Annotated in this window: 25 protein-coding genes; 18 read left to right on the forward strand and 7 right to left on the reverse strand. The window is 71.8% G+C overall.

The features are described 5' to 3' along the window. The first annotated feature begins 149 nt into the window (after positions 1-149). Positions 150-1,526 carry an aminotransferase class V-fold PLP-dependent enzyme gene (locus OG623_RS26430; RefSeq protein WP_406149800.1) on the forward strand — a complete coding sequence of 459 codons (1,377 nt, stop codon included), beginning with the start codon at positions 150-152 and terminating at the stop codon, positions 1,524-1,526. 84 nt (positions 1,527-1,610) lie between these two features. Here the strand turns inward: OG623_RS26430 and OG623_RS26435 are convergent, their stop codons facing one another. Next, positions 1,611-1,892, reverse strand: a complete 282-nt coding sequence (locus OG623_RS26435) for an Lrp/AsnC ligand binding domain-containing protein (RefSeq protein WP_362886998.1) — start codon at positions 1,890-1,892, stop codon at positions 1,611-1,613. Next, positions 1,889-2,638 carry a rhomboid family intramembrane serine protease gene (locus OG623_RS26440; RefSeq protein WP_406149801.1) on the reverse strand — a complete coding sequence of 250 codons (750 nt, stop codon included), beginning with the start codon at positions 2,636-2,638 and terminating at the stop codon, positions 1,889-1,891. Before OG623_RS26440 ends, OG623_RS26435 begins: the two co-directional genes overlap by 4 nt. 170 nt (positions 2,639-2,808) lie before the next feature. Between OG623_RS26440 and OG623_RS26445 the strand changes: the two genes are divergently transcribed. The 5 genes from OG623_RS26445 (at position 2,809) to OG623_RS26465 (ending at position 8,297) form a co-directional block, all read left to right on the forward strand. After that, the gene (locus tag OG623_RS26445; RefSeq protein WP_311312862.1) at positions 2,809-3,051 is read left to right on the forward strand and encodes a hypothetical protein; all 243 of its coding nucleotides are present in this window, start codon (positions 2,809-2,811) and stop codon (positions 3,049-3,051) included. 37 nt (positions 3,052-3,088) lie between these two features. Then, positions 3,089-4,450, forward strand: coding sequence for an NYN domain-containing protein (locus OG623_RS26450; protein ID WP_406152015.1), 1,362 nt, complete (start codon positions 3,089-3,091; stop codon positions 4,448-4,450). A gap of 293 nt (positions 4,451-4,743) precedes the next feature. Beyond that, positions 4,744-5,769 carry an NlpC/P60 family protein gene (locus OG623_RS26455; protein ID WP_406149802.1) on the forward strand — a complete coding sequence of 342 codons (1,026 nt, stop codon included), beginning with the start codon at positions 4,744-4,746 and terminating at the stop codon, positions 5,767-5,769. A 238-nt stretch (positions 5,770-6,007) separates the two neighbouring features. Next, a complete protein-coding gene (locus OG623_RS26460) occupies positions 6,008-7,024 on the forward strand; it encodes an NlpC/P60 family protein (RefSeq protein ID WP_406149803.1) in 1,017 nt (338 codons plus the stop codon). 16 nt (positions 7,025-7,040) lie between these two features. Continuing rightward, positions 7,041-8,297, forward strand: coding sequence for a hypothetical protein (locus tag OG623_RS26465; protein ID WP_406149804.1), 1,257 nt, complete (start codon positions 7,041-7,043; stop codon positions 8,295-8,297). Here the strand turns inward: OG623_RS26465 and OG623_RS26470 are convergent. Next, positions 8,254-9,510: a glycosyltransferase family 87 protein gene (locus OG623_RS26470; RefSeq protein ID WP_406149805.1), complete on the reverse strand. Its 1,257-nt coding sequence runs from the start codon at positions 9,508-9,510 to the stop codon at positions 8,254-8,256. The two genes, OG623_RS26465 and OG623_RS26470, sit on opposite strands and share 44 nt — an antisense overlap. Before the next feature lie 77 nt (positions 9,511-9,587). Here OG623_RS26470 and OG623_RS26475 point away from each other — a divergent pair, with 77 nt between their 5' ends. Next, entirely contained in the window at positions 9,588-10,730 is a 1,143-nt protein-coding gene (locus OG623_RS26475) for a glycosyltransferase family 4 protein (protein ID WP_406149806.1), read from the forward strand. 64 nt (positions 10,731-10,794) lie between these two features. Here OG623_RS26475 and OG623_RS26480 read toward each other — a convergent pair whose 3' ends face one another. After that, positions 10,795-12,591, reverse strand: coding sequence for an AMP-dependent synthetase/ligase (locus OG623_RS26480; protein WP_406149807.1), 1,797 nt, complete (start codon positions 12,589-12,591; stop codon positions 10,795-10,797). Positions 12,592-12,870: 279 nt separating this feature from the next. Here OG623_RS26480 and OG623_RS26485 point away from each other — a divergent pair, with 279 nt between their 5' ends. The 6 genes from OG623_RS26485 (at position 12,871) to OG623_RS26510 (ending at position 17,839) form a co-directional block, all read left to right on the forward strand. After that, positions 12,871-13,680 carry a metallophosphoesterase gene (locus OG623_RS26485; RefSeq protein ID WP_406149808.1) on the forward strand — a complete coding sequence of 270 codons (810 nt, stop codon included), beginning with the start codon at positions 12,871-12,873 and terminating at the stop codon, positions 13,678-13,680. A 73-nt stretch (positions 13,681-13,753) separates the two neighbouring features. Further along, positions 13,754-14,203 carry an SRPBCC family protein gene (locus tag OG623_RS26490; RefSeq protein ID WP_406149810.1) on the forward strand — a complete coding sequence of 150 codons (450 nt, stop codon included), beginning with the start codon at positions 13,754-13,756 and terminating at the stop codon, positions 14,201-14,203. A 4-nt stretch (positions 14,204-14,207) separates the two neighbouring features. Then, positions 14,208-15,389, forward strand: a complete 1,182-nt coding sequence (locus tag OG623_RS26495) for an ArsA family ATPase (protein ID WP_406149811.1) — start codon at positions 14,208-14,210, stop codon at positions 15,387-15,389. 80 nt (positions 15,390-15,469) lie between these two features. Continuing rightward, positions 15,470-15,961, forward strand: coding sequence for a DUF5304 domain-containing protein (locus tag OG623_RS26500; RefSeq protein ID WP_406149812.1), 492 nt, complete (start codon positions 15,470-15,472; stop codon positions 15,959-15,961). An 83-nt stretch (positions 15,962-16,044) separates the two neighbouring features. Then, on the forward strand, positions 16,045-16,986 hold the full coding sequence (locus tag OG623_RS26505; RefSeq protein WP_406149814.1) for an ROK family glucokinase: 942 nt from the start codon (positions 16,045-16,047) through the stop codon (positions 16,984-16,986). A 91-nt stretch (positions 16,987-17,077) separates the two neighbouring features. Beyond that, the gene (locus OG623_RS26510) at positions 17,078-17,839 is read left to right on the forward strand and encodes an endonuclease/exonuclease/phosphatase family protein (protein ID WP_406149816.1); all 762 of its coding nucleotides are present in this window, start codon (positions 17,078-17,080) and stop codon (positions 17,837-17,839) included. A 34-nt stretch (positions 17,840-17,873) separates the two neighbouring features. Here OG623_RS26510 and OG623_RS26515 read toward each other — a convergent pair whose 3' ends face one another. Both OG623_RS26515 and OG623_RS26520 read right to left on the reverse strand, forming a co-directional pair. After that, on the reverse strand, positions 17,874-18,545 hold the full coding sequence (locus OG623_RS26515) for a hypothetical protein (RefSeq protein WP_406149817.1): 672 nt from the start codon (positions 18,543-18,545) through the stop codon (positions 17,874-17,876). Then, the gene (locus tag OG623_RS26520; protein ID WP_406149819.1) at positions 18,538-19,317 is read right to left on the reverse strand and encodes an alpha/beta hydrolase; all 780 of its coding nucleotides are present in this window, start codon (positions 19,315-19,317) and stop codon (positions 18,538-18,540) included. Before OG623_RS26520 ends, OG623_RS26515 begins: the two co-directional genes overlap by 8 nt. 154 nt (positions 19,318-19,471) lie before the next feature. On the opposite strand from OG623_RS26520, the gene OG623_RS26525 reads away from it, so the two are divergent. The 5 genes from OG623_RS26525 (at position 19,472) to OG623_RS26545 (ending at position 24,450) form a co-directional block, all read left to right on the forward strand. Further along, positions 19,472-20,209: a lysophospholipid acyltransferase family protein gene (locus tag OG623_RS26525; protein WP_406149821.1), complete on the forward strand. Its 738-nt coding sequence runs from the start codon at positions 19,472-19,474 to the stop codon at positions 20,207-20,209. Between the two features lie 66 nt (positions 20,210-20,275). Continuing rightward, positions 20,276-21,493: a MacS family sensor histidine kinase gene (gene macS, locus OG623_RS26530; RefSeq protein WP_406149822.1), complete on the forward strand. Its 1,218-nt coding sequence runs from the start codon at positions 20,276-20,278 to the stop codon at positions 21,491-21,493. Continuing rightward, positions 21,490-22,209: a response regulator gene (locus OG623_RS26535; protein WP_406149823.1), complete on the forward strand. Its 720-nt coding sequence runs from the start codon at positions 21,490-21,492 to the stop codon at positions 22,207-22,209. The genes macS and OG623_RS26535 overlap by 4 nt, the downstream gene beginning before the upstream one ends. 112 nt (positions 22,210-22,321) lie before the next feature. Next, the gene (locus OG623_RS26540) at positions 22,322-23,359 is read left to right on the forward strand and encodes a 6-phosphofructokinase (protein WP_406149825.1); all 1,038 of its coding nucleotides are present in this window, start codon (positions 22,322-22,324) and stop codon (positions 23,357-23,359) included. An 86-nt stretch (positions 23,360-23,445) separates the two neighbouring features. Then, on the forward strand, positions 23,446-24,450 hold the full coding sequence (locus OG623_RS26545) for a 2-hydroxyacid dehydrogenase (RefSeq protein WP_406149826.1): 1,005 nt from the start codon (positions 23,446-23,448) through the stop codon (positions 24,448-24,450). Positions 24,451-24,458: 8 nt separating this feature from the next. On the opposite strand, the gene OG623_RS26550 is transcribed toward OG623_RS26545, so the two are convergent. Next, the gene (locus tag OG623_RS26550) at positions 24,459-26,366 is read right to left on the reverse strand and encodes an anthranilate synthase family protein (protein ID WP_406149828.1); all 1,908 of its coding nucleotides are present in this window, start codon (positions 26,364-26,366) and stop codon (positions 24,459-24,461) included. Positions 26,367-26,428: the final 62 nt, after the last annotated feature.

Raw genomic sequence — 26,428 nt, forward strand, 5'->3', positions numbered from 1 at the left:
GGTCCTGGTCCCGAGGAGCCTCTTGTGAGCAAGCGAATGCGATAGGGCACTACGCCCTCCTCCGCACACCCCTCTTCTCTTTCGTTCCCCGCGCCGCCGTGCACCGTCGTCGGCGCGAGGTTCTCGCCTGCCTCTTACGGGAGTTCGCCATGTCTGTCTCCACTGCTGCCGCCGACCAGTCGCTTTGTGCCCCGCTGCCGGTTCTGGGTGCGGATGTCATCGTTCCGCTGGTGACGGGCGGAGATGTCACCTATGCCGCCCTCGACTACGCGGCAAGCGCCCCCGCGCTCCAGCGGGTGTGGGACGACGTGGCGGCGTACGCCCCGTACTACGGCAGCGTGCACCGCGGCGCCGGTTACCTCTCGCAGCTCTCCACGGATCTGTTCGAGGGCAGCCGTGAGACCGTCGCCGAATTCCTCGGCTGCCGCGCGGACGACCAGGTGGTCTTCACCCGCTCCACGACCGACTCCCTCAACCTGCTCGCCGCCGCGCTGCCCGCCGACTGCCAGGTGTTCGTGTTCGAGACCGAGCACCACGCCTCGCTGCTGCCCTGGCGTGACGCACGGGTGGCCTACCTCGACGCCCCGCGCACCCCGGACCAGGCCGTCGACACGCTGGAGCGCGCCCTGTCGGCGCGCGATCCCCAGGGCCCCGCGCTGGTCTGTGTGACGGGTGCCTCCAATGTCACCGGTGAGCTGTGGCCGGTGCGGGAGCTGGCCGCCGCCGCTCACGCGCACGGCGCGCGGATCGTGCTCGACGCGGCGCAGCTGGCGCCCCACCACCCGGTGGACATCGCCGATCTCGACGTCGACTGGGTCGCCTTCTCCGGGCACAAGCTGTACGCGCCCTTCGGCTCGGGTGTACTCGCCGGCCGGTCCGACTGGCTGGTGGACGCGGAGCCGTACCTCGCGGGCGGCGGCGCCTCCCGCAAGGTCGCCCGGCGCACCGACGGCGGTGTGGACGTCGAGTGGCACACCACCGCCGCCCGCCACGAGGCCGGTTCGCCCAACGTCATCGGTGTCTACTCCATCGCCGCCGCCTGCAAGGCCCTCACCGAGGCCGGATTCGACCGACTGGTCGACCGGGAGCAGCAGCTGGTGACCCGGGTCGTCGAAGGGCTCGCCGAGGTTCCCGAGGTCAAGGTGCTCTCGCTGTTCGGCGACGACGCCCCGAGGGTCGGCGTCATCTCCTTCGTGGTCGAGGGATGGAACAGCTCGCACTTCGCCGCGGCGCTCTCCGCCGAGTACGGCATCGGGGTGCGCGACGGACTGTTCTGCGCGCACCCGCTGGTGCGGACCCTGCTCGGCAGCGAGCCCCAGGACCCGGGTGAGTGCGGCGCGCCGGAGGCCGGGCCGGGGGAGAGGTCACTCAACGCCATCCGGGTGAGCTTCGGTGCCGGCACGCCTGACGAGCACATCGAGCGGTTCCTCGGCGCCGTCCGTGAGCTGGTGAGCAAGGGCGCGCGCTGGACCTACCGCACCGAGGAGGGCCGCTGCGTGCCCGACCGGGGCGCGGCGCAGGTCTGACCGGTACGGCGTACGGCTCCGGCCGGGCACGGGAGGTGTCTCCCGCGCCCGGCCGGAGCCGTACGCGTATGTCCTGCGTGGATGTCAGCCGTCGAGCCCGATGGCGAAGGCCGCCTCGAGGTCGTGCTGCGAGTACGTGCGGAAGGCCACATGGGTGTCGGTCGCCTCGACGCCCTGGATCTTGCTGATCCGGCCGGGGATGACATCGGCCAGATCGTCGTGCCGGGGAACCCGGACCATGGCGATCAGGTCGTACGTACCGGTGACCGAGAAGACCTCGCTGACACTGTCCAGCGCGGCGATGGCCTCGGCGATCTCGGGAATCCGGTCCACGCTGGTTTTGATGAGCACGATCGCGGTGATCACGGCTGGCTTTCTCCCTCAGTGGCCGTGGCTGGAGCCTTCACTCTAGTCCCCCGGAATCGCACCCAGGCGTAGAGGAAGCCGCCCGAGAAACCCGCCACGTGCGCGAGGTAGGCGACGCCGGGGCCGCTGCCCGCGCCCTGTGCCGCCAGCCACTGCAGGACGAACCAGAACACCAGCACGATCCAGGCGGGAAAGCGCAGCGGCAGGAAGAAGAGGAAGGGGAAGAGGCTGGTGACACGGGCCCGGGGAAAGAGGCAGAGGAACGCGCCGAGCACCGCGGAGATCGCCCCGGACGCGCCGACCAGCGTCTGGTCGGACCCCGAGTGCACCACCGCGTAGGCGACCAGCGCGAAGTAGCCGCACACGACGTAGAAGAAGGTGAACTCGGTGCGGCCCATGCGCTCCTCGGCCATCGCGCCGAACACATGGAGGAAGAGCATGTTGCCCAGCAGGTGCAGCCAGCTGCCGTGGACGAAGAGCGCGGTCAGCGGGGTCAGGGCCGCGTGCGCGGAGCCGTCCATGAGCTCGCTGGGGATCACGCCCCACCGCTCGAAGTACCCGGCCTGGGCTGCCAGCAGCGCGTCGGCGCCGCCGGGGACGGGGCTGAACCCGGAGAGCGGGCTGAGCAGGAACACCGCGCAGCACAGCGCGATCAGCCCGTACGTGACCGGAGCACCGCCGGCGGCGGCTGCCGCCCCGAGCTCTCCGGCCCGCTTCCGCCAGTGGACTTTCCGCAGCTCGGTCACGTACAGAGCATGACGCACCGGGAGAGAACGGTACAGAGCGCCTCGCCGTGTCGATAGGTATGCGCAAGGCCGTAGGGTTACGGCAGTACATCCGCAGTTCGACGGCGCACCGCGAGATCGAAGACCTGGGCCCACACAAGACTCGACGAACGACGAAAGAGGACGCAACGATGACGACGGTTCCCCAGCCGACGGACGGGACCCGCTGGCGCTGCACGCTCTGCGGCAACCTCACCCGTTTCGATGTGACGCGCTCCTCGAAGGTCGTCGAGTACGTGCATCTCGACCTGGCCGGGGAATCGAGTATCGAGGAGCGCGAGGTGGTCAGTGAGACCATCGAGTCGGTGCGCTGTCGTTGGTGCAACGCCGTGGACCAGATCGAGCTGGTCGACAGGCCGGGTGCCGACTCCTGACGGGGCCGTGCGGACAGACATATTGGGGTGATGGATGGTGGAGCAGCCGACAGGCGGCGCCGGACCGGCCGACGCGGCCGACGGCACCGCGGAGTCGCTCGACCGTCCGCTGCCCGAGGGTGTGCGCCGCAAGGTCGTGGCGCTGGTCTCGGACGCCTTCGGCGGTCTGACCGTCGGCGAACTCCCGGCCCAGCTCCGGCAGTACGCCCGTTTCACCCCCAGCAGGCGGGCCAAGTTCGCGGGTAACGCGATGGCCGCGGCCCTGGAGAGCGACCCGGTGTTCCGCCGGCGCATCGGTGAGCGCATCGGCCAGACCCAGCCGGAGCTGGCCGATGCGCTCACATCCGGTGCGCCGCCCGCCGCGGCCGATCCCGTCGATGTGGCCGCCGCCGCCTATGTGCTGCGGCCGGCCGGCTGGGTCAAGCTGGTGGCCGCGGCCGGCGAGGAGGTCCAGCGCGCGCACGCGGAGCGGGTGGACGAGGAGACCAGGCGCGAACTGCGGCGGCTGCGCGAGGAACTCGACCACGCCCGCGGCCAGACCAGGGCCGACACCGAGCGGCTGCGCTCGGAGCTGGACACCGCGCGCCGGGAGACCGACTCCCTGCACCGCAAGCTGCGCAGCGCCCTCAGTGAGGTGAAGCGCGGCGAGGCCGCCCTGCGCAAGGCCGGGGTGGAGACCGACGCCGTACGGTCCGAGGCCGCGGCCCAGGTGTCGGCCGCCGAGAGCGAGTCCCGCCGGCTCAAGGCTCGGCTGGCCGAGGCGGAGGCCGCCGTGGAGGCGGGCCGCCGGGCGGCCAGGGAGGGGCGCTCCGTCGAGGACATGCGGCTGCGGCTGCTCCTGGACACCGTGCTGGACGCGGCCCAGGGGCTGCGCCGTGAGCTGGCCCTGCCCCCTTCCTCGCTCCGTCCCGCGGACGGCGTCGAAGCGGTGGAGCCGGGCAGGATGTCACCGAAGGACATCGCGGCCAGGGCTCTTTCGGACACCGACCCGGCGCTGCTCGACCAGTTGCTGGCCCTGCCGCAGGCCCATCTGATCGTCGACGGCTACAACGTCACGAAGACCGGCTATCCGCAGATGCCGCTGGAGAAGCAGCGGTTGCGGCTCCTGGGCGGCCTCTCGGTCCTCGCGGCGCAGACCGGCGCCGAGATGACCTGTGTCTTCGACGGAGCCGAACTGGCCGCCCCGGTCCTGCTCGCGCCACCGCGCGGAGTGCGTGTGCTGTTCAGCAAGGCGGGGGTGACAGCGGACGAGCTGATCCGGCAACTGGCGCGTGCCGAACCCTCGGGCAGGCCCGTCGTCGTGGTCTCCACCGACCGGGAAGTGGCCGACGGGGTGGCGAAGGCGGGAGCGCGGCCGGTCGCGTCCGCCTTGCTCCTGAAGCGGCTTTCGCGCGTGTGATTCCTCATGTGCGACATGAGTGACTTGCCGGAATTTTTGGAACGTACCGTCAAGTGACCGCTACGCGCAGTGTGATGAAAGTAAAGAAGTGCCTGGTGTGACGAGATTTTGCTCGCGAGGATTTGAACTGATCACAAGATGGTCACTAGGGTCAGGCCTCGAACCTTCGCACGGTTGATCGCCCACCAGGGGTGACGGCGAAGGAACCGCCGAGTCCGTGAGTGCACGGAGCCGGGGATCCACACGTCCCCCCACACCCGGTAGGCGGCTCGAGGAAGAAGGAGCTCGCCTTCGTGGCGTCCCACCGTCGTCCCAAGCAGCCGAGCCGCACCCGCGTGACCGTGCTCACCGCGACTGCCGCCGCAGCAGTGGCCCTGACCTCCCAGGCAGCCCACGCCGACCCGAAGCCGACCAAGAGTGAGGTCAAGGCGAAGGTCGACAAGCTCTACGACGAGGCCGAGGTCGCGACCGAGAAGGCCAACGGCGCCAAGGAGCAGCAGGACAAGCTCAAGAAGCAGGCCGACGCGCTCCAGGACAAGGTCGCCCGCGGTCAGGACGAGCTCAACACCCTGCGCGGCGAGCTCGGTTCGCTCGCCACCGCGCAGTACCGCTCAGGTGGTCTCGACCCGTCGGTCCAGCTGCTGCTCTCCTCGGACCCGGACAGCTTCCTCGACCAGGCCTCCGCGCTCGACCAGCTGACGGCCAAGCAGGCCGAGTCGCTGCAGAAGATCCAGGCGAAGCAGCGCACCCTCGCGCAGCAGCGCAAGGAGGCGCAGGGCAAGCTCGACGACCTCGCCGACGTCCGCAAGACGCTCAACGAGAACAAGACGAAGTACCAGGGCAAGCTCGCCGACGCCCAGAAGCTGCTGAACACCCTCACGGCCGCCGAGCGCCAGGAGATGGCCGACAAGGAGCTGCGCGCCAGCCGCGACGCCGGCGACCGGGTCGACCTCGGCAACGAGGTCCCCGCGTCCGCACGTGGCGCCGCCGCCCTCCAGGCCGCCTCCACGCAGCAGGGCAAGCCGTACGTCTCCGGCGGCACGGGCCCCAACTCGTTCGACTGCTCGGGTCTGACCCAGTGGGCCTACGCCCAGGCCGGCGTCCAGATCACCCGCACCACGTACACCCAGATCAACGACGGTGTCCAGATAGGCCGCAGCGCCCTCAAGCCGGGCGACCTGGTCTTCTTCAACAACACCTCGCACGTGGGTCTGTACGCGGGCAACAACCAGATCCTTCACGCCCCGAAGCCGGGTGCCGTGGTCCGTTACGAGTCGATGGACTACATGGGCACCTTCCAGTTCGGCGTGCGCGTCTGACGCCCGAACGGGCGAATCGCGGCAGCACTCGACTACACCCCGCCCCGCCGGAGACCACAGGTCACCGGCGGGGCGGAGCTGTTTCGTCCGCATTTCCGCGACCGCCACTCCCTTTGGCCGGTGTGCGGCCGTCCGGTTACTGTCTGCGCTGCCGTGCAGCTCCCGGTCGTCGGTCCGCCCGCCCAGGGCGGCAGGGGCTGCGCACATCTGCGTACAGCGGAAGGGAGTGCGGCTTCCTGTGGTGTCGCATCGCCGCCCCACCGGTCCCGGCCTCAGCCGTGGCGTCCGGGCCACCGTCCTGTCCGCCGCCGCGGCCACCGCGACGGCCGGCCTCGGCGCCGCACCCGCGAGTGCCGCGCCCGACGACACCCACGAGACGGCGAAGGCCACCGTCGACCGGCTGTACGGCGAGGCCGAGCGCGCCACCGAGCAGTACAACGCCGCCAGGGAGAGCCTCGGCGGGCTGCGCACCCGGGTCAGCAGGGCCCAGGACGCGGCGGCCCGTACGCAGGCGGACATCAACCGGATGCGGGAGTCCCTCGGTTCGATGGCGGGGGCGCAGTACCGCTCGGGCGGCATCGATCCCTCGGTCGCCCTGCTGCTCTCCTCGGACCCCGACACCTTCCTGGACCGCGCCGCCGCCCTGGACCGGGTGGGCGAGCGCAGGGCCGTGACACTGCGCAAGCTCCACCGGGCCCAGCGGAAGATCGCCCAGAGCCGGGCGGAGGCCACCGGGGCGCTGGCCGCCATGGAACGCGACCGCGCGGCGGTGGCCCGGCACCGGAGCACCGTGCGGGGCAAGCTGGCCCGGGCCAGGGAGCTGCTGCGCACGCTCCCGGCCGCCGACCGCACCTCGCTGGGCCGCGCGGACCCCGGCACCGGGGCGCCGCCGGACGGCGCCGGCGCCTCCGCGCGCGGTCTCGCGGCGCTCATGGCGGCCCGGCAGGCCCTGGGCCGCCCGTATGTCTGGGGCGCCGCAGGACCCGCCGGATTCGACTGCTCCGGGCTGATGCAGTGGGCGTACGCGCAGGCCGGGGTCGCTCTGCCGCGTACCTCGCAGGCGCAGCGGTACGCGGGCCGCATGGTGCCGCTCGCCGAGGCGCGGCCAGGTGATCTCGTGGCCTACCGCGCGGACGCCGGCCACATCGCGATGTACGCGGGAAACGGGCAGGTCATCCATGCCCCGCACCCGGGCGCTCCGGTGCGCTACGACCCCGTCGGCATGATGCCCGTCACCTCGGTCACCCGCGTCTGACCGTACGATCGGCCCAATGGCTGTTCGAACGCAGGACGCACGGCGGGAGCGGACCCGCAGACGGAGCACGGCGGGCGCCGTGCTCGCCGCCCTGCTGCTCGCGCCCGCGTGCGCCGGTCCCCAGGACTCCGCGGGCGGCCTCACCGCCCGGGAGGTCGGCGCCGCCCTGGACCGCAGGGCCACGGCGGTCATGGCGCACGACACCGACGCCTACCTGGCCGGGCTCGACCCCCGTGCCGCGTCCTTCAGGGCCGCACAGCGCACCGAGCTGCGCAACCTCGCCGACGTACCGCTGGAGTCCTGGGCGTACAAGGTGAAGGACGTCAGCGACAAGGGCGAAGGCAAGGTCACCGCCGAGGTCGAGCTGCGCTACCGGATCAAGGGCTACGACAAGGCGCCCATGTCCTCGTCCCGCACGGTGGAGCTGGTCCGCGAGGGAAAGGGCCGCACCTGGTACATCGCGGCCGACCGGGCCGCCGACGGCGCACCCGGGCAGCTCTGGCAGCAGGGTGACGTCGAGGTCGTACGGGGCAGGAGCAGCCTGGTCCTGGGAGTCGGCCGCCGTGAGTCGGAGCTGCGCGAGATCGCGGACACCGCCGACCGGGCCGTCCCCGCCGTCACCGGCACCTGGACGGAGCCCTGGGCGGAGCGGGTCGTGGTGCTCGTCCCCGAGTCCGTGGAGGACATGGCGGGGCTCCTGGGCTCACCCGCCGCGAGCTACCGGGACATAGCGGCCGTCACCACCGGGGAGGTCGGCGGCGGTGGCGGCCGGGCGCCGGCGGACCGGGTGATCGTCAATCCGCAGGCGTACGCCCTGCTCGGCGACTTCGGGCAGCGGGTCGTGCTGACCCACGAGACCACACACGTGGCGACCAGGGCGTACACCTCGCCCGCCACACCCGTCTGGCTCTCCGAGGGCTTCGCCGACTGGACCGCCTACCGCCAGGAGAGCCGTACCGCCCCCGAGATCGCGCCGGAGCTCGCCGAGGCGGTCCACGGCGGTGACCTGCCCGCCGGGCTGCCCACCGACGAGGACTTCGGCTTCGGCGAGGACCCCGCGAAGCTCTCCCGGGCCTACGAGGGCGCCTGGCTGGCCTGCGAGATGATCGCGCGGGACTGGGGGGACGAGGAGCTGATCGCCTTCTACAAGGCCGTGGGGAGCAGCGCGGGGCGGGACGGTGCCGTGGAGCAGGCCATGCACACGGTGCTGGGCACCACGCCCCAGGACTTCACGGCGCGCTGGCGGGAGTATCTGGGCGACCAGCTGGGCTGATCCGCTCCGCCGTGATCACCCGCCGCGCCCCCGGCACGGTGTCCCGCCACAGACGCAGCGCCGCGACGGAAGCCGCCGCGGCCAGCAGACCGTTGCGTACGGCCATGAGCGCCACACCCTGGGCGTCACTGGCCACCACATGCGCGAAGCCCAGCGGGAACTCCAGCAGGGTGACGGCGGTGGCCACCAGGACCAGACACGCGGGCAGCACCATCCGGCTGCCCCGGAAGACCAGGCACACCGCGGCCACCCCGAGCGGCCACACCAGATACTGGGGGCTGATGACCCGGCTGGTCACGGTGAACAGCAGCACCGCGGTGAACGCCGCGTCCGCCGGGGTGTGCACCGCGAACGTACGGGCCCTCAGCCGCCACACCAGCAGCCAGCCGAAGGCGAGCACGCTCAGCGCCAGCGCCAGTGTGCTCACCAGCGCCACGTGCGGGCCCGAGAACTCCATCGAGCCGTAGCGCAGCTCCACCGCTCCCTGCCAGCCGAACTGCCTGGCCACGTGGAAGACCAGTGCCCCCAGCGACTCGATCTCCAGACCGCGGTCCCGCTGGAACGTCAGGAAGGCGAACGCGCCCGGCGCCGCCAGCGCGGCCACAAGACCCAGCACGGCCGCCGTCACCGCAGCCGCCGACCAGGAGCGTCGGGTGGCCCGGCCCCGTGCGGTGCCCACGAGCAGCAGCGCCGGCCACACCTTCAGCAGCGCGCCGAAGGCGGCGAGTGCCCCCAGCACCCTGGGGTGACGTACCCCCGCCAGCAGCGCCGCCACCGCGACGGCCGTCACCATCAGGTCGTAGCGGGCGTACACCGTCGGCCCGAGCAGCGGCACGCCCACCACCCACAGCCACGCTCCCGCGTCGCGCGTGCCGGGACGGCCTCCCGCGTACAGCAGCAGCCCGAGCACCAGGGCGTCGCACAGCAGCGCCAGGACGAAGAAGGCGGAGGCGTACTCCAGGAAGGGCAGCAGATCGGGCGAGAGCACCGCGAGTGCGGCGCCGGGCGGATACTGCCAGGTGACGTCGTCCAGCGGGTACGAGCCGGTGCGGAGCACCTCGTACCAGCCCCGGTAGATCACCGAGACGTCGCTCGTGACATCGGGCCCCGGCACCGTGAACACCTTGAAGACACAGAGCAGCAGCACCGCCCGGGTGAGGCCCCATGCGGCGAGTGACAGACCCCGGCCGCTCGCACCTGTCCTGACCGTCATGCACGCCATGATGCAGGCCGGGGCTGTGCCGGAGCCGTCAGGCAGGGCCGTCGGACGGCCCGGTACTGTCGGCGGCGATGGACAAGACGCTGATCGTGACGAACGACTTCCCGCCCCGGCCCGGCGGCATCCAGGCCTTCCTGCACAACATGGCGCTGCGCATGGACCCCGAGCGGATCGTGGTCTACGCCTCCACCTGGAAGCGCGGCCAGGAGGGCGCCGAGGCCACCGCGGCCTTCGACGCCGCACAGCCGTTCACCGTCGTGCGCGACCGTACGACGATGCTGCTGCCCACCCCGCGCGTCATCCGGCGGGCGGTCGGGCTGCTGCGCGAACACGGCTGCTCCTCCGTGTGGTTCGGCGCCGCCGCGCCCCTCGGGCTGATGGCGCCCGCGCTGCGCGCGGCCGGTGCCCGCAGGATCGTGGCCACCACGCACGGTCACGAGGCCGGCTGGGCACAGCTGCCCGCCTCCCGGCAGCTGTTGCGCCGCATCGGTGAGGGCACCGACACGATCACCTACCTCGGTGAGTACACCCGCTCAAGGATCTCCGCGGCGCTCACCCTGCGGGCGGCCGCCCGCATGGTGCAGCTGCCGCCCGGGGTGGACGAGAAGACCTTCCACCCGGCCTCCGGCGGCGACCGGGTCAGGGCGGGGCTCGGGCTCGCGGACCGGCCCGTCATCGTGTGCGTGTCACGGCTCGTGCCGCGCAAGGGCCAGGACACCCTCATCCTGGCCATGCCCGCGATCCTGGCGCGGGTCCCCGACGCGGTCCTGCTGGTCGTCGGCGGCGGCCCGTACGCCGGGCAGCTGAAGAAGCTGGCCGCGGAGACCGGCGTCGAGGACTCCGTGCGCTTCACCGGACCTGTGCCCTGGGAGGAGCTGCCCGCGCACTACGGCGCCGGCGACGTGTTCGCCATGCCCTGTCGCACCCGGCGCGGCGGGCTCGACGTCGAGGGCCTCGGCATCGTCTATCTGGAGGCGTCCGCGACCGGACTGCCCGTCGTGGCGGGCGACTCGGGGGGCGCCCCGGACGCGGTGCTCGACGGCGAGACCGGCTGGGTGGTGCGGGGCGGATCGGCCGAGGACTCCGCCGACCGGATCGTCGCACTGCTCCGCGACCCGGGACTGCGCCGGCGCATGGGGGAGCGGGGCCGGGCGTGGGTCGAGGAGAAGTGGCGCTGGGACCTGCTCGCGGAGCAGCTGAAGTCGCTGCTCTGACACACGTACGAGGGCCCCGCACCGGTACGTCACGGTGCGGGGCCCTCCTACGGGGTGTCCGGATTCAGCCGCGGTAGATCGACTCGACCTCGTCCGCGAAGTCCTTCGCCACGACGTTGCGCTTGAGCTTCAGCGACGGTGTGATGTGGCCCGCCTCCTCGGTGAACTGCGCGCCCAGGACACGGAACTTGCGCACCGACTCCGCCTTGGACACCGCGGCGTTGCCGTCGTCCACCGCCCGCTGCACCTCGGCCAGCAGCTCGGGGTCCTCGCGCAGCGAGAGGGCCGTCGAGCCGGCCGGCTTGCCGTGCTCCTCGGCCCAGCGGGACAGGAACTCCTCGTCGAGGGTGAGCAGCGCGCCGACGAACGGCCGTCCGTCGCCGACCACCATGCACTCGGCGACCAGCGCGTGTGCGCGGATCCGGTCCTCGATCACCGCGGGGGCGACGTTCTTGCCGCCCGCCGTGACGATGATCTCCTTCTTGCGGCCGGTGATCGCGAGATAGCCGTCCTCGTCGAGCGTGCCGATGTCACCCGTGTGGAACCAGCCGTCGGCCAGCGCCTCGGCCGTCGCCGCCTCGTTGCCCCAGTACCCGGTGAACAGGTGCTCGCCGTGCAGCAGCACCTCGCCGTCGTCGGCGATGCGCACCACCGAGCCCGGCAGCGGCTGCCCGACCGTACCGATCTTCTGCCGGTCCCACGGGTTGAACGCCGTGGCGGCGCAGGACTCGGTGAGGCCGTAGCCCTCCAGCACCGTGAAGCCGATGCCCCGGAAGAAGTGGCCGAGCCGCTCGCCCAGCGGGGCGCCGCCGGAGATCGCGTACTCGCCGCGGCCGCCGAGCACCGCCCGCAGCTTGCTGAACACCAGCTTGTCGAAGACCTTGTGCTTGACCTTCAGGCCCACCGACGGGCCTTCGGGGGTGCCGAGCGCGCGGCTGTAGGCGATCGCCGTGTCGGCGGCCCGGTCGAAGATCTTGCCCTTGCCGTCGGCCTGGGCCTTGGCACGCGCCGAGTTGTAGACCTTCTCGAACACCCGCGGCACACCGAGGATCAGCGTCGGCCGGAACGAGGCGAGCTCGTCGGTGAGGTTCTTGATGTCCGGCACGCAGCCGAGCTTGATCGGGGCCATCACGGACGCGACCTCGACCAGCCGGCCGAAGACATGCGCGGTGGGAAGGAAGAGCAGGACCGAGCACTCGCCGGTACGGAAGAGGGGCTTGAGCCGCTCCACGATGTTGCCGCACTCCGCGAAGAAGCTGCGGTGCGTCAGCACACAGCCCTTGGGGCGGCCGGTGGTGCCCGAGGTGTAGACGATCGTCGCCGGGTCGTCGGCCTTCGCGCTGACCATGCGCAGATCCAGCGTCTCGTCGGAGACCCCGGCGCCCGTGGCGACGAGCTCGTCGACGGCGCCCCGGTCGATCTCCCAGACATGGCCGAGGCCGGGAAGCCGGTCCCGGACCGTGGTGACGGACTTCGCGTGGACGTCGCTCTCCACGACGACCGCGACCGCGCCCGAGTCACCGAGGATCCACTGGACCTGCTCGGGGGAGCTGGTCTCGTACACCGGCACGGTGACGGCGCCCGCGCACCAGATGGCGAAGTCCAGCAGGACCCACTCGAAGCGGGTGCGCGACATGAGCGCGACCCGGTCACCGGGCTCGATGCCCGAGGCGATCAGCCCCTTGGCGGTGGCTCTGACCTCGGCGAGGAAGCGGGCCGCCGTGACATCCGTCCAGACGCCGGCCACCTTCCGGCTCATCACCGCGACATCGGGATGCTGAGCGGCGTTGCGGCGGACGAGATCCGTCAGGTTGCCGTCCGTGGGGACCTCGTACAGGGCCGGAAGGCTGAACTCGCGCAAGACTGCTGCTCCTCATCGGGCTCCGGTTCACGGCTCTGTGCGACGCACCGGATCGGTCCAAGACTGGCAGATGCTCAGTGGGGTGAGCACGACTGGACTGGCGGGACGTTACCCACCGGTACTCGGTTCCGGAAAGGGGGTTCCGGCCAGATGTCTCATGCGTCACACCTCTTGGTGGTCCTTCGGCGCACATTAGTCCACCCGTGTCCTGATCCGGAAGTAATCGCAGGTCCGGCGGCCTCTACCCAGAGCAGCCGACGGAGACCTAGGGTGACCTCCATGGGCGCCGGTACACCGCACGATCAGCACACGATTCCCACTCGCCGCACACGCGTGCACGTGGTCAGTGATGTCCACGGCAACGCGGAGGCACTGGAGCGCGCCGGGGACGGCGCCGACGCCCTGATCTGCCTGGGTGACCTGGTGCTCTTCCTCGACTACGCCGACCATTCGCGCGGGATCTTCCCCGACCTGTTCGGCACCGCCAACGCCGATCGCCTCGTCGAGCTGCGCACCGCGCGCCGCTTCGACGAGGCGCGTGCCTTCGGCCGTGAACTGTGGGCCGGTGTCGACCGCAACGCGGCGATCCTGTCCGCCGTGCGCAAGCAGTACGCCCGGATGTTCGCCGCGATGCCCACCCCGACCTACGCCACCTACGGCAACGTCGACGTGCCCACGCTCTGGCCCGAGTACGCCCATTCCGGTACGACCGTGCTGGACGGTGAGCGTGTGGAGATCGGAGGCCGGGTCTTCGGGTTCGTCGGGGGAGGCCTCAGGACCCCCATGAACACCCCGTACGAGATCAGCGACGAGGAGTACGCCGCCAAGGTCGAGGCGCTCGGCGAGGTGGACGTCCTGTGCTCGCACATCCCGCCGGAGCTCCCGGAGCTGACGTACGACACCGTGGCCAGGCGTTTCGAGCGCGGCAGCCGCGCACTCCTGGACGCCATCCATCGCACCCGCCCCCGCTACGCGATTTTCGGCCATGTTCACCAGCCGTTGGTGCGCCGGATGCGGGTGGGCGTCACCGAGTGCGTCAACGTGGGCCACTTCGCCGCGACCGGGCGGCCCTGGGCCCTGGAGTGGTGACAGCACGCGATAGCCTGCAGACGGCAGGCTTCTGTCGAACGCGACCGGTACACCGCACTGGAGGGCCACGGCGATGGCTGAACACACCAGCTCGAGCATCACGATCGAGGCGGCACCGGCCGACGTCATGGGAGTGATCGCCGACTTCGCCCGCTATCCGGAATGGACCGGCGAGGTGAAGGAGTCCGAGATCCTGGCCACCGACGACCAGGGCCGCGCCGAGCAGGTCCGCCTGGTCCTGGACGCCGGAGCGATCAAGGACGACCACGTCCTCGCCTACACGTGGAACAGCCCGTACGAGGTCGACTGGACCCTGGTCAAGTCCCAGATGCTGCGCGCCCTCGACGGCAGCTACGCACTGGCACCCCTGGGCGACGGCGACCGCACCGAGGTCACCTACCGGCTCGCGGTCGACGTCAAGATCCCGCTGCTCGGCATGATCAAGCGCAAGGCCGAGAAGGTCATCATCGACCGGGCACTGGCCGGTCTCAAGAAGCGCGTCGAGTCCGTCCCGAAGGCCTGAGCGCATGCGTACGGTCCTCGTCACCGGCCCCGGCGGCGCAGGCCGTACCACCGTCGCCGCCGCGACCGCGCTCGCCTCGGCGCGCGGCGGCCGCCGCACCCTGCTGATCACCACGGACGCGGTGCCCGCCCTCCCGGCGGGGCCCGAGCCCGCAGAGGTGGCCGAGCGGCTGTCCTGCGTCCGCGTCGACTCCTCCGCACACTTCCGCGCCGAACTCCTCGGCCTCCAGGAGCGTGCGTCCGGGGTGCTCGACCTGCTCGGCGCCAACCGGCTCGACGCCGAGGAGCTCACCGAGCTGCCCGGCAGCGCCGAGCTCGCCCTTCTGCACGCCCTGCACCGGGTGGCCGCGGGCGACAGGTCCGAGGACGGCCACGAGGTCGTCGTCGTCGACCTGCCCCCGCTCACCGATGCCCTGGCCCTGCTCGCCCTGCCCGGGCAGCTGCGCCGCTATCTGCGCCGGCTCCTGCCCCAGGAGCGCCAGGCGGCCCGCGCCCTGCGCCCGGTGCTCGCCCAGCTCGCCGGTGTGCCGATGCCCGCCCAGTGGCTGTACGAGGCCGCCGCCCGCAAGGACACCGAACTCGCCGCCGTCCAGGCGCTGATCGAGGACGGGGCGACCACCGTGCGGCTGGTCGCCGAGCCGGGCCTGGCCGCGGACGAGGCGCTGAGCTCCGCCCGTACCGGACTCGCCCTGCACGGACTGCGCGTGGACTCCGTCGTGGCCTCCCGGGTGCTGCCCCGTCACGCGGGCGACCCCTGGTTCGCCGATCTCGCCGCCCGGCAGGAGAAGTGCCTGGACCACTGGCGCCAGGAATGGGCGCAGGACGCCTCCGTACGCGAGACCGCCCACCTCGGCCGCGAGCCGCGCACGGTGGAGGACCTGGCCCTGCTCGCCGAGGACTGCGCCCCCGACGAGCGGACGCCGGGACACGCCGGGGACCCCTGGTGGACCGAGGACGCGGGCGACGGCGTCATAGCCTGGTGCCTGCCGCTGCCCGGGGCGGTCAAGGAGGAGCTCCAGCTCGTCCGGCGCGGCGACGAACTCTTCCTCACCGCGGGACCGTTCCACCGGATCGTCCGCCTGGAGTCCGCCCTGCGCCGCTGCACCGTCTCGGGGGCCGCGCTCACCGGCGGTGTCCTGCGTGTCCGGTTCACACCCGACCCCGCGCTCTGGCCCCGGACACCATGAACCGCTTACCACCGTTCGGGTAACGTCGGTAGTACGTGGCCCGCACGGTCACGCAGACAACCGCGCCGCAGGAGCCCGCCATGAGTGAAGCCACCGATCGTCCCTTCGACGACGACGCGTGGGCGGAGGCCTGCGCCGAGGATCTCGAAGCGGAGAAGGCCCGCCGCCGGGCCGAGTACGGCCCGCAGCCGGGCTCAGCGGCCGAGGAGCTGCGCAAGCTGATCGACGCGGTGGCCGACAAGGTCTCCACGCTCCAGTCGCCGCTGCTCGGCATGGCCGCCCAGGGCACCGTCCAGCAGGTGATCCGGCAGGCCAGGTCCGCCGTCGAGCCGGTCATCGAGCGCAACCCGGACCTCTTCGACCACCTCGCCGCCGCGGGGAACGAACTCCTCGCCGCCTACCGCTCCGCGGTCGAGGGCCAGGAAGGCCGCTGGACCAAGGGCACCGAGGGTGCCGGAGGCACCTCGGGCGGCACCGGAAGCGCCCCGGGCGCCGGGAGGACGGCGGCCGACGACCCCTCCGACCCGCGTGACGAGGGCACCGGCGGCAGCGAACACATCGACCTGGACTGAGAAGCTGTCCCTGGGCAGGAAATACCCGTCCCCGGCTCGGGTACGGTTGGCCGTAGCGGGGCTCGACCGAAACTGAGGGATTCATGGGACTCACCATCGGCGTCGATATCGGCGGCACGAAGATCGCGGCTGGAGTGGTCGACGAAGAGGGCCGGATCCTCTCGACGTTCAAGGTATCGACCCCGTCCACGGCCGAAGGCATCGTGGACGCGATCAGCGCCGCCGTGGGCGGGGCGAGCGAGGGGCACGACGTCGAGGCCGTAGGCATCGGCGCGGCCGGATACGTCGACGACAAGCGTGCCACCGTGCTGTTCGCTCCGAACATCGACTGGCGCCACGAGCCGCTCAAGGACAAGGTCGAACAGCGCGTCGGCCTGCCCGTGGTCGTCGAGAACGACGCCAACGCCGCGGCCTGGGGCGAATATCGCTTCGGAGCCGGCCAGGGCCACGACGACGTCATCTGCATCACGCTCGGCACCGGCCTGGGCGGCGGCGTCATCATCGGCAACAAGCTGCGCCGGGGACGCTTCGGTGTGGCAGCGGAATTCGGTCATATCCGGGTCGTCCCGGACGGGCTGCTCTGCGGCTGCGGCAGCCAGGGCTGCTGGGAGCAGTACGCCTCGGGGCGTGCGCTCGTGCGATACGCACGGCAGCGCGCCAACGCCACCCCGGAGAACGCCCCGATCCTGCTGGGACTCGGCGACGGCTCCGTGGAGGGCATCGAGGGCAAGCACATCAGCGAGGCCGCCCGGCAGGGCTGCCCGGTGGCGATCGACTCCTTCCGTGAGCTGGCCCGTTGGGCCGGAGCCGGACTGGCCGACCTCGCCTCGCTGTTCGACCCGTCGGCCTTCATCGTCGGCGGCGGTGTGTCGGACGAGGGCGAGCTGGTCCTCGACCCGATCCGCAAGTCGTTCAGGCGCTGGCTGATCGGCGGCGAATGGCGCCCGCACGCGCAGGTCCTCGCGGCCCAACTGGGCGGCAAGGCAGGCTTGGTGGGCGCGGCGGACCTGGCACGCCAGGGCTGACCCGGCACGCCGGGCCGCAGGCCGGGCGGAGCACGTCCGACGCCCGTCGCGCCCTCCGGGGCGCGGCGGGCGTCCGTCGTATCGTGCTCCCATGGTCACGTCGCCGATGCCGCTGCCCGACTCCCGTACCGAGCCCGACGGTTCGGCCGTCATCAGGGTGCTCAGCTACAACGTCCGCTCGCTGCGCGACGACACCGAGGCGCTGGCCCGTGTCATCCGCGCCTGCGCACCCGACCTGGTGTGCGTCCAGGAGGCCCCGCGCTTCTTCCGGTGGCGCAAGGCGGCGGCCCGGCTCGCGGCCCGCACCGACCTGATGGTCCTCAGCGGCGGGGCGACCGCGGCCGGGCCCCTGCTGCTCTGCTCCCTGCGCGCCACCGTGGAGCGCACCGAGGACGTCCTGCTGCCGCTCACCCCTGGTCGGCACAGGCGGGGTCTTGCCACCGCGGTCGTACGGATCGCCGGGACACGGATCGGCGTCCTGAGCTGCCACCTCGGCCTCCAGCGGGAGGAACGGCAGGCGCAGGCGGAGCTGTTGCTCGAACACGTCGACGCGATGGGCGTCCCGCACACCGTCGTGGCGGGCGACCTCAACGACGAGCCGTCGGGCAGCGCCTTCCGCCGGCTTGCGGGGCGGCTCCAGGACTGCCGGACCGTGCGGCCGTGGGGCGGTGAGCTCACCTTCCCGCCGGACGCGCCGCGCAAGCGGATCGACGCGGTGTTCGCCTCCCCGGGCATCGAGGTGCTCGGCTGCGGCGTCCCCGACGAGCTGCCCGGCGTCAACGGCGCGGACCTGCGGGCGGCCACGGACCATCTGCCCGTGCTCGCCGCCCTCAGGGTGCCCGCGGGGCGCTGAGCCGGTCGCACCGCCCGCCGGGCGCTGAGCCCCGTCAGACGACCGCGCCGCGCCCCGGGTCGTCGTCCTCCTCGTCGTCGGGGGGCATACGCGCCACCAGGGTGACGAACCCGCCGAGGAAGCCGCCGATGGAGAGCGTGGTGAGCCACCACGTCATCTCCCACCGCATCAGCACCGCGATCAGCATCAGCACCGGGCCGCCGACGACCGCGAGCCAGGCGAACTTGGCCGTCACATCGGCCTCGGGAAGCGGCGGCGGCTCCGGCGGGACGAAATGCCCCTCCTCGCTGTCGTCCGGATCGCCGGTGCCGCTGTCCTTGGGCTCCTGCAGGCTGTAGTCGCGCGGGCCGCCGACACCGGGCGCGAAGACGACGGAGCCGCCGAGCGGCCGCTTCTCCCCGGGCCCGTCCGGTGCCTTCCCGTCCACGCCCTTGTCCGTGTCGTCGCCCGCGGTGGACTCGGGGGCGGGATCCAGGACATTGACCTGGCCGTCGTCGAGCAGGGCCAGATCCTCGACCGACTTGAACGGCTTGGCGCCCGGCGGGTCCGGCGGCTCCTCGCCGTATCCCGCGACGATCGCCTCCCAGGCCGCGGCCTCGTCGATCGGCCTGGCCTCCTCCGTACCCTCGGGGACGGCCGTACCTTCCGTGGGGCGCGGTTCGCGCTCCTCGTCACTGCCCGCGCGCTCCGCGTCGTGCTCAGCCACCGGACGTGCTCCCCTTCTTGACAGCGTCGGTTGCGAGGCGATCGATGAACCGGTAGCTCTCGTCGAAGATCCGCCCCGCATCGTGGTCCAACGTCGCGACGTGGTAGCTCTGTTCCAGGAGGATCTCCTCGACATCCCTGGACGAGACCCGGCTGAGGATCCGTGCCGAGTCCGCGGGCGGCACCACATGGTCCCGCGGACTGTGCAGCAGCATGATCGGCTGGGTCACCTGGGGCAGCGCGGCGTCGACCTGCCGGAAGAACGCCCGCAGGGAGTGCGCCGCGTGCAGCGGCACCCGGTTGTAGCCCACCTCCTGGGCACCCTCCAGGGCGATGTCGCCGGTCAGCCCCTTCGTCGTCCGCACCAGATGACGGGCCACCGGCAGGGCGTACGCCGAGAGGCCGTGCACCTTGTTCGCCGGATTCACCAGCACCAGGCCGGCGATCCCGTCCCCGTGCTTCGCGGCGAGGCGCAGCGCCAGGGCCCCGCCCATCGAGAGGCCGAGGACGAAGACCCGCTCGCACCGCTGCCGCAGCTCGCGCAGCTCCCGGTCCACCTCCGCATACCAGTCCTGCCAGCCCGTGACCGCCATGTCCTCCCAGCGCGTGCCGTGTCCGGGCAGCAGCGGGAGGGACACGGTCAGCCCGCGCTCCGCCAGATAGCCGGCCCAGGGGCGCAGGGACTGCGGTGAACCCGTGAATCCGTGACAGAGGAGGACACCGACCTCTCCGCCCTCGTGGCGGAACGGCTCGGATCCAGGGAGGACCGGCACCGGGGTCTCCTGTTCATGAAGCGGGACGGGGGCGGGGGCGCGGGGGGTGTGCGGCAAGGATTACTTCACCGTACGCGACCGGACCGACACCGACCAGGGCCGTCACCGCCGCACAGGTTAAGGTCTCATCGACGGCACACAGGAGGCATCCGAGTTGATCTACGGCGCAATGAAGTTCTCCATCGGCGGGTCCCTGAAGCTCGCCTTCAGGCCGTGGGTGGAGGGCCTGGAGAACATCCCCGTGCACGGGCCGGCGATCCTCGCGAGCAATCATCTGTCGTTCTCCGACTCCTTCTTCCTGCCGGCCGTAATCGACCGCAAGGTGACCTTCATCGCCAAGGCGGAGTACTTCACCGCACCCGGGGTGAAGGGCAAGCTCACCGCGGCCTTCTTCAAGGGCGTGGGACAGCTCCCGGTGGACCGCTCCGGCGGCCGGGGCGCCGGGGAGGCCGCCATCAAGGCCGGCATCCAGGTGATCGAGAGCGGCGGGCTCTTCGGTATCTACCCGGAGGGCACCAGATCGCCCGACGGGCGGCTCTACCGGGGCAAGCCGGGCGGCCTCGCCCGGGTGGCCCTCGCCACCGGCGCTCCCGTCATCCCCGTGGCGATGATCGACACGGAGAAGATCCAGCCGCCCGGCCAGGTGGTGCCCAAGCTGATGCGGCCCGGGATCAGGATCGGTGAACCGCTGGACTTCAGCCGCTACCAGGGCATGGACGGTGACCGGTTCATCCTGCGCTCGGTCACCGACGAGGTGATGTACGAGATCATGAAGCTCTCGGGCCAGGAGTACGTGGACATCTACGCCACCGCGGCCAAGCGGCAGATCGCCGAGGCGGCGAAGAAGGCCGAGGCGGCGAAGAAGAAGGAAACCGAACGGCCCGGTCCTTAGCGGCCGTGCCCGCCGTCCGGAGCGGGCAGCATGGGGGCGAGAGCCGGGGGAGGGGACACGGGGGACATGGCCGGACGCGAACGGGTCGTACGGATGTCGGTCGAGCAGCCGCTGTGGCGGGCGCTGACCGCCTACCGGGTGCTGACGCTGGTCTACGCGGCGCTGCTCTCCGGCTTCGGCCACACGAAGTACGAGCGGCCCTGGGTGGCCGTGGCCTATCTGGCCTGCCTCGCCGTCTGGACACTCGCGACCCTGCCCCGGGTGGCCAACGCCGCCAGCTGCACCAAGCGCTTCCTCGGCCTGGACCTCACCGTCGCCCTGGCCGGGATCCTCCTGACCCCGCTCGCCGATTTCGACGCGCAGAGCATCGACGGCCCGACGCTTCCGTCGATCTGGACCGCGGGTTCCGTCCTCGCCTTCGCCCTCAAGGGCGGCTGGCGCTGGGCGGCCTTCGCTTCCACCCTCGTCGCCGTCGTCAACATCATCGAGCGCGGTGAGCCCAGCGAGGACACCTTCCACAACGTGGTGCTGGTCTGGGTCGCCTCCATCGCCATCGGCTACGTCGTCGAGGTGGCCCGTGCCAGTGAGCGCACCCTCGCCCGTGCCCTGGAGATCGAGGCCGCCACCCGGGAACGCGAGCGGCTCGCCCGCGACATCCACGACAGCGTCCTCCAGGTCCTGGCCATGGTCCAGCGACGCGGCACGGCCCTGGGCGGCGAGGCCGCCGAGCTCGGCAGGATGGCAGGGGAGCAGGAGGTCGCCCTGCGGACCCTGGTCTCCAGCGGCCTGGTGCCCACGACCCGGCCCTCCCCGGACGGCGCCGACGGCGGGGAGGACGGCACGGACACGCTGGACGCTGCCCGCGGCGACGAGGGCGACCTGCGCGCGCTGCTCGCCCCGCACGCCGGCTCCCGGGTCAGCTTCGCGGAGCCCGGCGCCCCCGTGCTGCTCCCGGCGGACGCGGCGCGCGAGCTGGCCGCCGCGGTGAGCGCCGCACTGGACAATGTCAGGGTTCACGCGGGGCCTGACGCCCGGGCGTGGATCCTGGTCGAGGACGAGCCCGACGAGGTGATCGTCACCGTCCGGGACGACGGGCCCGGCATCCCGGAGGGCAGGCTGGACCAGGCGGAGGGGGAGGGCAGGCTCGGTGTCGCCCTCTCGATCCGCGGCCGGCTGCGCGATCTGGGCGGCACAGCAGAACTGATCTCGGTCCCGGGCCAGGGCACCGAGGTCGAGTTGAAGGTCCCGAAGGTTTCACGGGGGAAGGCAGGAACGGCCCGATGAGCACACCGAACACACCGAACACACCGAGCACACCGCAGACACAGGAGTCGGGGGAGCGCGCCATCAAGGTGATGGTCGTCGACGACCACCCGATGTGGCGCGACGCCGTGGCCCGCGACCTGGCCGAGTCCGGGTTCGACGTGGTCGCGACCGCGGGCGACGGCCCGGGCGCCGTGCGCCGGGCCCGGGCCGCGGGGCCCGACGTCCTGGTGCTCGATCTGAACCTGCCGGGGATGCCCGGGGTGCAGGTCTGCAAGGAGCTCGTCGGATCGCACCCCGGGCTGCGTGTCCTGGTGCTCTCCGCCAGCGGCGAGCACGCCGATGTCCTGGAGGCCGTGAAGTCGGGCGCCACCGGTTATCTGCTGAAGTCGGCCAGCACCCAGGAGCTGACCGACGCCGTGCGCGCCACCGCGGCCGGCGACCCGGTCTTCACACCGGGCCTCGCCGGACTGGTGCTCGGCGAGTACCGCCGGCTCGCCTCGGACCCGGCCCCGGCGGCCCCCGACGAGCGGGCGGTCCCACAGCTGACCGACCGTGAGACGGAGGTCCTGCGGCTGGTCGCCAAGGGCCTCTCGTACAAGCAGATCGCCGAGCGCCTGGTCATCTCCCACCGCACCGTGCAGAACCATGTCCAGAACACCCTGGGCAAGCTCCAGCTGCACAACAGGGTGGAGCTCGTGCGCTACGCCATCGAGGCCGGCCTCGACGACGCCTGAGAAACAACCCGCCCGTGCTGTAAAGGAATTGACCGTCCCGCCCATCCCGAAGTGACCTGAGTCACCCTTAGCGTGGCCCGTAGCGAGCTCACTTCGACGAAGGGATGCTTTCATGCGGGTCGGAGTACTGACCGGGGGCGGCGACTGCCCCGGACTCAACGCGGTCATCCGCGCCGTCGTCCGCAAGGGCGTACAGGAGTACGGCTACGACTTCACCGGGTTCCGGGACGGCTGGCGCGGCCTCATCGAGGGCGTGACCGTGCCGCTCTCCATACCGGCGGTGCGCGGCATCCTGCCGCGCGGCGGCACCATCCTCGGTTCGTCCAGGACCAATCCGTTCGACGCGGCCTACGAGGGCGAGGGGGCCGCCCGTATCAAGGACAGTCTCGCCGAGCACGGGATCGACTCCCTGATCACCATCGGCGGCGAGGACACGCTCGGCGTCGCGGCGAGACTGTCCGACGCGTACGGCGTCCGCTGCGTGGGCGTGCCCAAGACCATCGACAACGACCTCTCCGGCACCGACTACACCTTCGGCTTCGACACCGCCGTCTCCATCGCGACCGAGGCCATCGACCGGCTCCACACCACGGCCGAGTCCCATATGCGGGTGCTCGTCGTCGAGGTGATGGGGCGGCACGCGGGCTGGATCGCGCTCCACTCGGGACTGGCCGGCGGGGCCAACGTCATCCTGATCCCGGAGCAGCGCTTCGACACAGACCAGGTCTGCGAGTGGGTCACCTCGCGCTTCCGGGCGAGTTACGCGCCGATCGTGGTGGTGGCCGAGGGGGCGGCGCCCGCACAGGGCGAGATGGTCCTCAAGGACGACTCCCACGACTCCTTCGGCCATGTCCGGCTCTCGGGCGTGGGCGAGTGGCTGGCCAAGGAGATCGAGCGGCGCACCGGCAAGGAGGCCAGGACCACGGTCCTGGGCCACGTCCAGCGCGGCGGCACACCGAGCGCCTTCGACCGCTGGCTCGCGACCCGCTTCGGCCTCCATGCCATCGACGCCGTGCACGAGGGCGTCTCCGGTGTGATGGTCGCCCTCAGGGGGACGGACATCGTCCGGGTGCCGATCGCGGAGGCGACGGCCCGTCTGAAGACGGTCGATCCCGCCCTGTACGCGGAGGCCGGGGTCTTCTTCGGCTGAGATCCTGCCGGGCGGCCTCTGGGCGGCGCCCCAGGGGTGCGGGTCGTATATTCGCCACAGCTCGTACCCACGACCCGGGAGCTACCGTGGAAATCCTGGCATTCGGCGTGCAGTCCGACGAGAAGCCGCTCCTCGAGAAGGCCTTCGCCGGCCTGCACGACGTCCGGTGCCTGGACGTCTTCCTCACCGAGGACACCGCGCCGATCGCCGCGGGGTACGAGATCATCTCCACCAGCGTCAACGCCGACCTCGGCCCCCGCGTCCTGGGGACCCTGGCGGCGGGCGGCACGCGGATGATCGCCCAGCGCTCCACGGGCTTCAACAACATCGACCTCGACGTCGCCGAGCGGCTCGGCCTGCGCGTGGCCCGGGTCTCCTCCTACTCGCCCCACTCGGTCGCCGAATTCGCCTGGACCCTGGCCATGGCCGTCAACCGCCGTATCGTCCGCGCGGTGAGCCGCACCAGGGACTTCGACTTCCGGCTCGACGGGCTCCTCGGCCGTGACATGCACGGCCGCACCGCCGGGGTGGTCGGCACGGGCAGGATCGGTGAGGCGTTCACCCGGATCGCCCACGGCTTCGGCATGAATCTGCTCGGCTGGGACATCGCCGAGAACCCCGCCTGCACCGAACTCGGCATGACGTACGTGGACAAGGAACGCCTCTTCGCCGAGGCCGACCTGATCAGCCTCCATGTGCCGCTGCTCCCGGCCACACAGCACATCATCGGCGCCGAGGCCCTGTCCGCGATGAAGGACGACGCGATCCTGGTCAACTCCAGCCGGGGCGGCCTCATCGACACGCGCGCGCTCGTCACCGAACTGCGGACGGGACGCTTCACCGGTGTCGGGCTCGATGTGTACGAGGCGGAGGCCGGGCTCTTCCACGTCGACAAGTCGGTGGAGGGCATCGACGACGACACCCTCGCCCGGCTCGTCACCTTCCCGAACGTCATCGTGACCTCGCACCAGGCGTACTACACCCGTGACGCCGTGGGGCAGATCATCGACGCCACGGTGCGCAACGTCACCGACCACCTGGCGGGCCGCCGCAGCGAGAACCTCCTGGTCCCGGCGGCGCCCACGCCGTAGGCCGTGCCTCAGCCCGGCACCGGCAGCGCCGCCAGCAGTTCCGTCACGATGGTGGCGCCGCGCAGCGTCAGCACCGACTCCGGGTGGAACTGCACCGAGGCGAAGCCGCGCCCCCGCAGCGCGTGCAGCTCACCGGAGGCCGTGTCCCGGCTCGCCTCGATGCCGTGTGCGCCCAGCTCGGTGGCCGCCGCCTCGTCGCAGAGCGCGGTGAAGCTGTTGTAGAAGCCGACGGTCTCGGGCCTGCCGAACAGATCGATCCGGGTCTGCGCCCCCTGGTACGGCACGGCCTTGCGCGCGATCTCCAGACCGAGCTCCGCCGCGATCAGCTCATGGCCGAGGCAGACGCCGAGCAGCCCGTGGCGGTGTTCACGCACCAGCGTGGCCGCCAGCCCCCTCAGCAGCCGCATCTTCGGATCGGCCGTGTCCCGCGGATCGCCGGGTCCCGGCCCCAGCACCACCGGGCCCTCGTGCGCCCGTACGGTCTCGTGCAGTCCGGGCTCGTCGTACCTGTGCAGCGACACCGTGAGGCCCGATGAGCGCAGCAGGTGCGCCAGCATCGCCGTGAAGGTGTCCTCGCCGTCCACCACCAGCGCGTGGCCGGTCAGGTCGTGGGTGCGCTCCTGCATCCGCAGCCAGAAGGGGGCAAGCCCGCCCCGCCGGTCGTCGAGGGCGGCCTGCACCCGGGGGTCGGAGGCCAGCCGCGGGCGGTCCGCCTCCGCCTCGGGCCGGCCCGGCCTGACGCCCAGCGCCGCCAGCACACCGGCCGCCTTCGCATGGGTCTCGGCGACCTCCCCGTCGGGATCGGAGTGACGTACGAGCGTGGCCCCCACCGGGACCCGCAGCCGCCCGGACGCGGAGATGTCGGCGGTGCGGATCAGGATCGGCGAGTCCAGCGTCCGGTCCCCGCCGGGCTCCTGGCGCACCAGTGCCAGCGCGCCGGCGTAGTAGCCGCGGCCCCCGGGCTCGTACCGCTCGATCACCCGGCAGGCGTTCTGCACGGGCGATCCGGTGACCGTCGCCGCGAACATGGTCTCCTTCAGGACCTCGCGCACGTCCAGCGAGGAACGCCCCCGCAACTCGTACTCGGTGTGCGCGAGATGGGCCATCTCCTTGAGGCGGGGCCCGACCACCGCACCGCCCATGTCGCCGACGGTGCACATCATCTTGAGCTCCTCGTCGACCACCATGGAGAGCTCCTCGGTCTCCTTGCGGTCGTCCAGGAAGGCCAGCAGGCTCTCTGCGGTCGGCCCCTCGGCGGGGTAGCGGTAGGTCCCGCTGATCGGGTTCATCACGACGGTCCCGCCGGACATCCGCACATGGACCTCGGGGCTCGCACCGACCAGCGTCCTGTCCCCGGTGTGGACGACGAACGTCCAGTACGCCCCGCGCTCGCCCGCCAGCAGCCGCCTGAACAGCGCCAGGGCGTCGGCCCTGCCGAAGCCGGGGATCTCACCGCCGAAGGTCCGCCGGATCACGAAGTTCGCACCCTCGCCCTGCCCGATCTCGTCCCTGATCACCCGCCGGACGACGTCGGCGTACTCCTCGTCGGGGACGTCGAAGGCACCGCCCTCCACCCGCACGTCATGTCCCGGCAGCCCCGCGAGCACCTCCGCCAGCGGCAGCTCGTACGCCTTGTCGGCGACCAGCACGGCCAGCGGGGTGCCGTCGTCCCGCACGTCGAAACCGCGCTCGGCGATCTGCCGGAAGGGCACCAGCGCCAGCGAGGGCAGCTCACCGACCGGGATCTCGGCGAGCCGGTCGAGCTCCCGCACCTCGCCGGTCAGCACCTCGACGACGTCGTGGTCCCGGCCCGGCGTGCGCCTGCGCAGCAGCGCGAAGGGCGGGGCGTCGTCACGGAGCAGCGCGGACAGGACGTCCACGGCTGGGGCGGCACGGTCGGGCGTGGGGTCTGGCATGGGATGTTCCTTCCTGCTGGAGGAACGGCTCCTTGCCCCGTAACGCGGAGAAGGCCGCCCCT

The sequence above is a fragment of the Streptomyces sp. NBC_01012 genome (genome assembly GCF_045162755.1).
Lineage (GTDB): Bacteria > Actinomycetota > Actinomycetes > Streptomycetales > Streptomycetaceae > Streptomyces.

Excerpts from the sequence above, each read along its gene's own strand:
- OG623_RS26470 (WP_406149805.1), bottom strand. The coding sequence starts at position 9,510 with ATGACGGTCAGGACAGGTGCGAGCGGCCGGGGTCTGTCACTCGCCGCA.
- OG623_RS26505 (WP_406149814.1), top strand. The coding sequence starts at position 16,045 with ATGGGACTCACCATCGGCGTCGATATCGGCGGCACGAAGATCGCGGCT.
- OG623_RS26430 (WP_406149800.1), top strand. The coding sequence starts at position 150 with ATGTCTGTCTCCACTGCTGCCGCCGACCAGTCGCTTTGTGCCCCGCTG.
- OG623_RS26495 (WP_406149811.1), top strand. The coding sequence starts at position 14,208 with ATGCGTACGGTCCTCGTCACCGGCCCCGGCGGCGCAGGCCGTACCACC.
- OG623_RS26540 (WP_406149825.1), top strand. The coding sequence starts at position 22,322 with ATGCGGGTCGGAGTACTGACCGGGGGCGGCGACTGCCCCGGACTCAAC.
- OG623_RS26550 (WP_406149828.1), bottom strand. The coding sequence starts at position 26,366 with ATGCCAGACCCCACGCCCGACCGTGCCGCCCCAGCCGTGGACGTCCTG.
- OG623_RS26475 (WP_406149806.1), top strand. The coding sequence starts at position 9,588 with ATGGACAAGACGCTGATCGTGACGAACGACTTCCCGCCCCGGCCCGGC.
- OG623_RS26485 (WP_406149808.1), top strand. The coding sequence starts at position 12,871 with ATGGGCGCCGGTACACCGCACGATCAGCACACGATTCCCACTCGCCGC.
- macS (WP_406149822.1), top strand. The coding sequence starts at position 20,276 with ATGGCCGGACGCGAACGGGTCGTACGGATGTCGGTCGAGCAGCCGCTG.
- OG623_RS26500 (WP_406149812.1), top strand. The coding sequence starts at position 15,470 with ATGAGTGAAGCCACCGATCGTCCCTTCGACGACGACGCGTGGGCGGAG.
- OG623_RS26490 (WP_406149810.1), top strand. The coding sequence starts at position 13,754 with ATGGCTGAACACACCAGCTCGAGCATCACGATCGAGGCGGCACCGGCC.
- OG623_RS26535 (WP_406149823.1), top strand. The coding sequence starts at position 21,490 with ATGAGCACACCGAACACACCGAACACACCGAGCACACCGCAGACACAG.
- OG623_RS26510 (WP_406149816.1), top strand. The coding sequence starts at position 17,078 with ATGGTCACGTCGCCGATGCCGCTGCCCGACTCCCGTACCGAGCCCGAC.
- OG623_RS26445 (WP_311312862.1), top strand. The coding sequence starts at position 2,809 with ATGACGACGGTTCCCCAGCCGACGGACGGGACCCGCTGGCGCTGCACG.
- OG623_RS26465 (WP_406149804.1), top strand. The coding sequence starts at position 7,041 with ATGGCTGTTCGAACGCAGGACGCACGGCGGGAGCGGACCCGCAGACGG.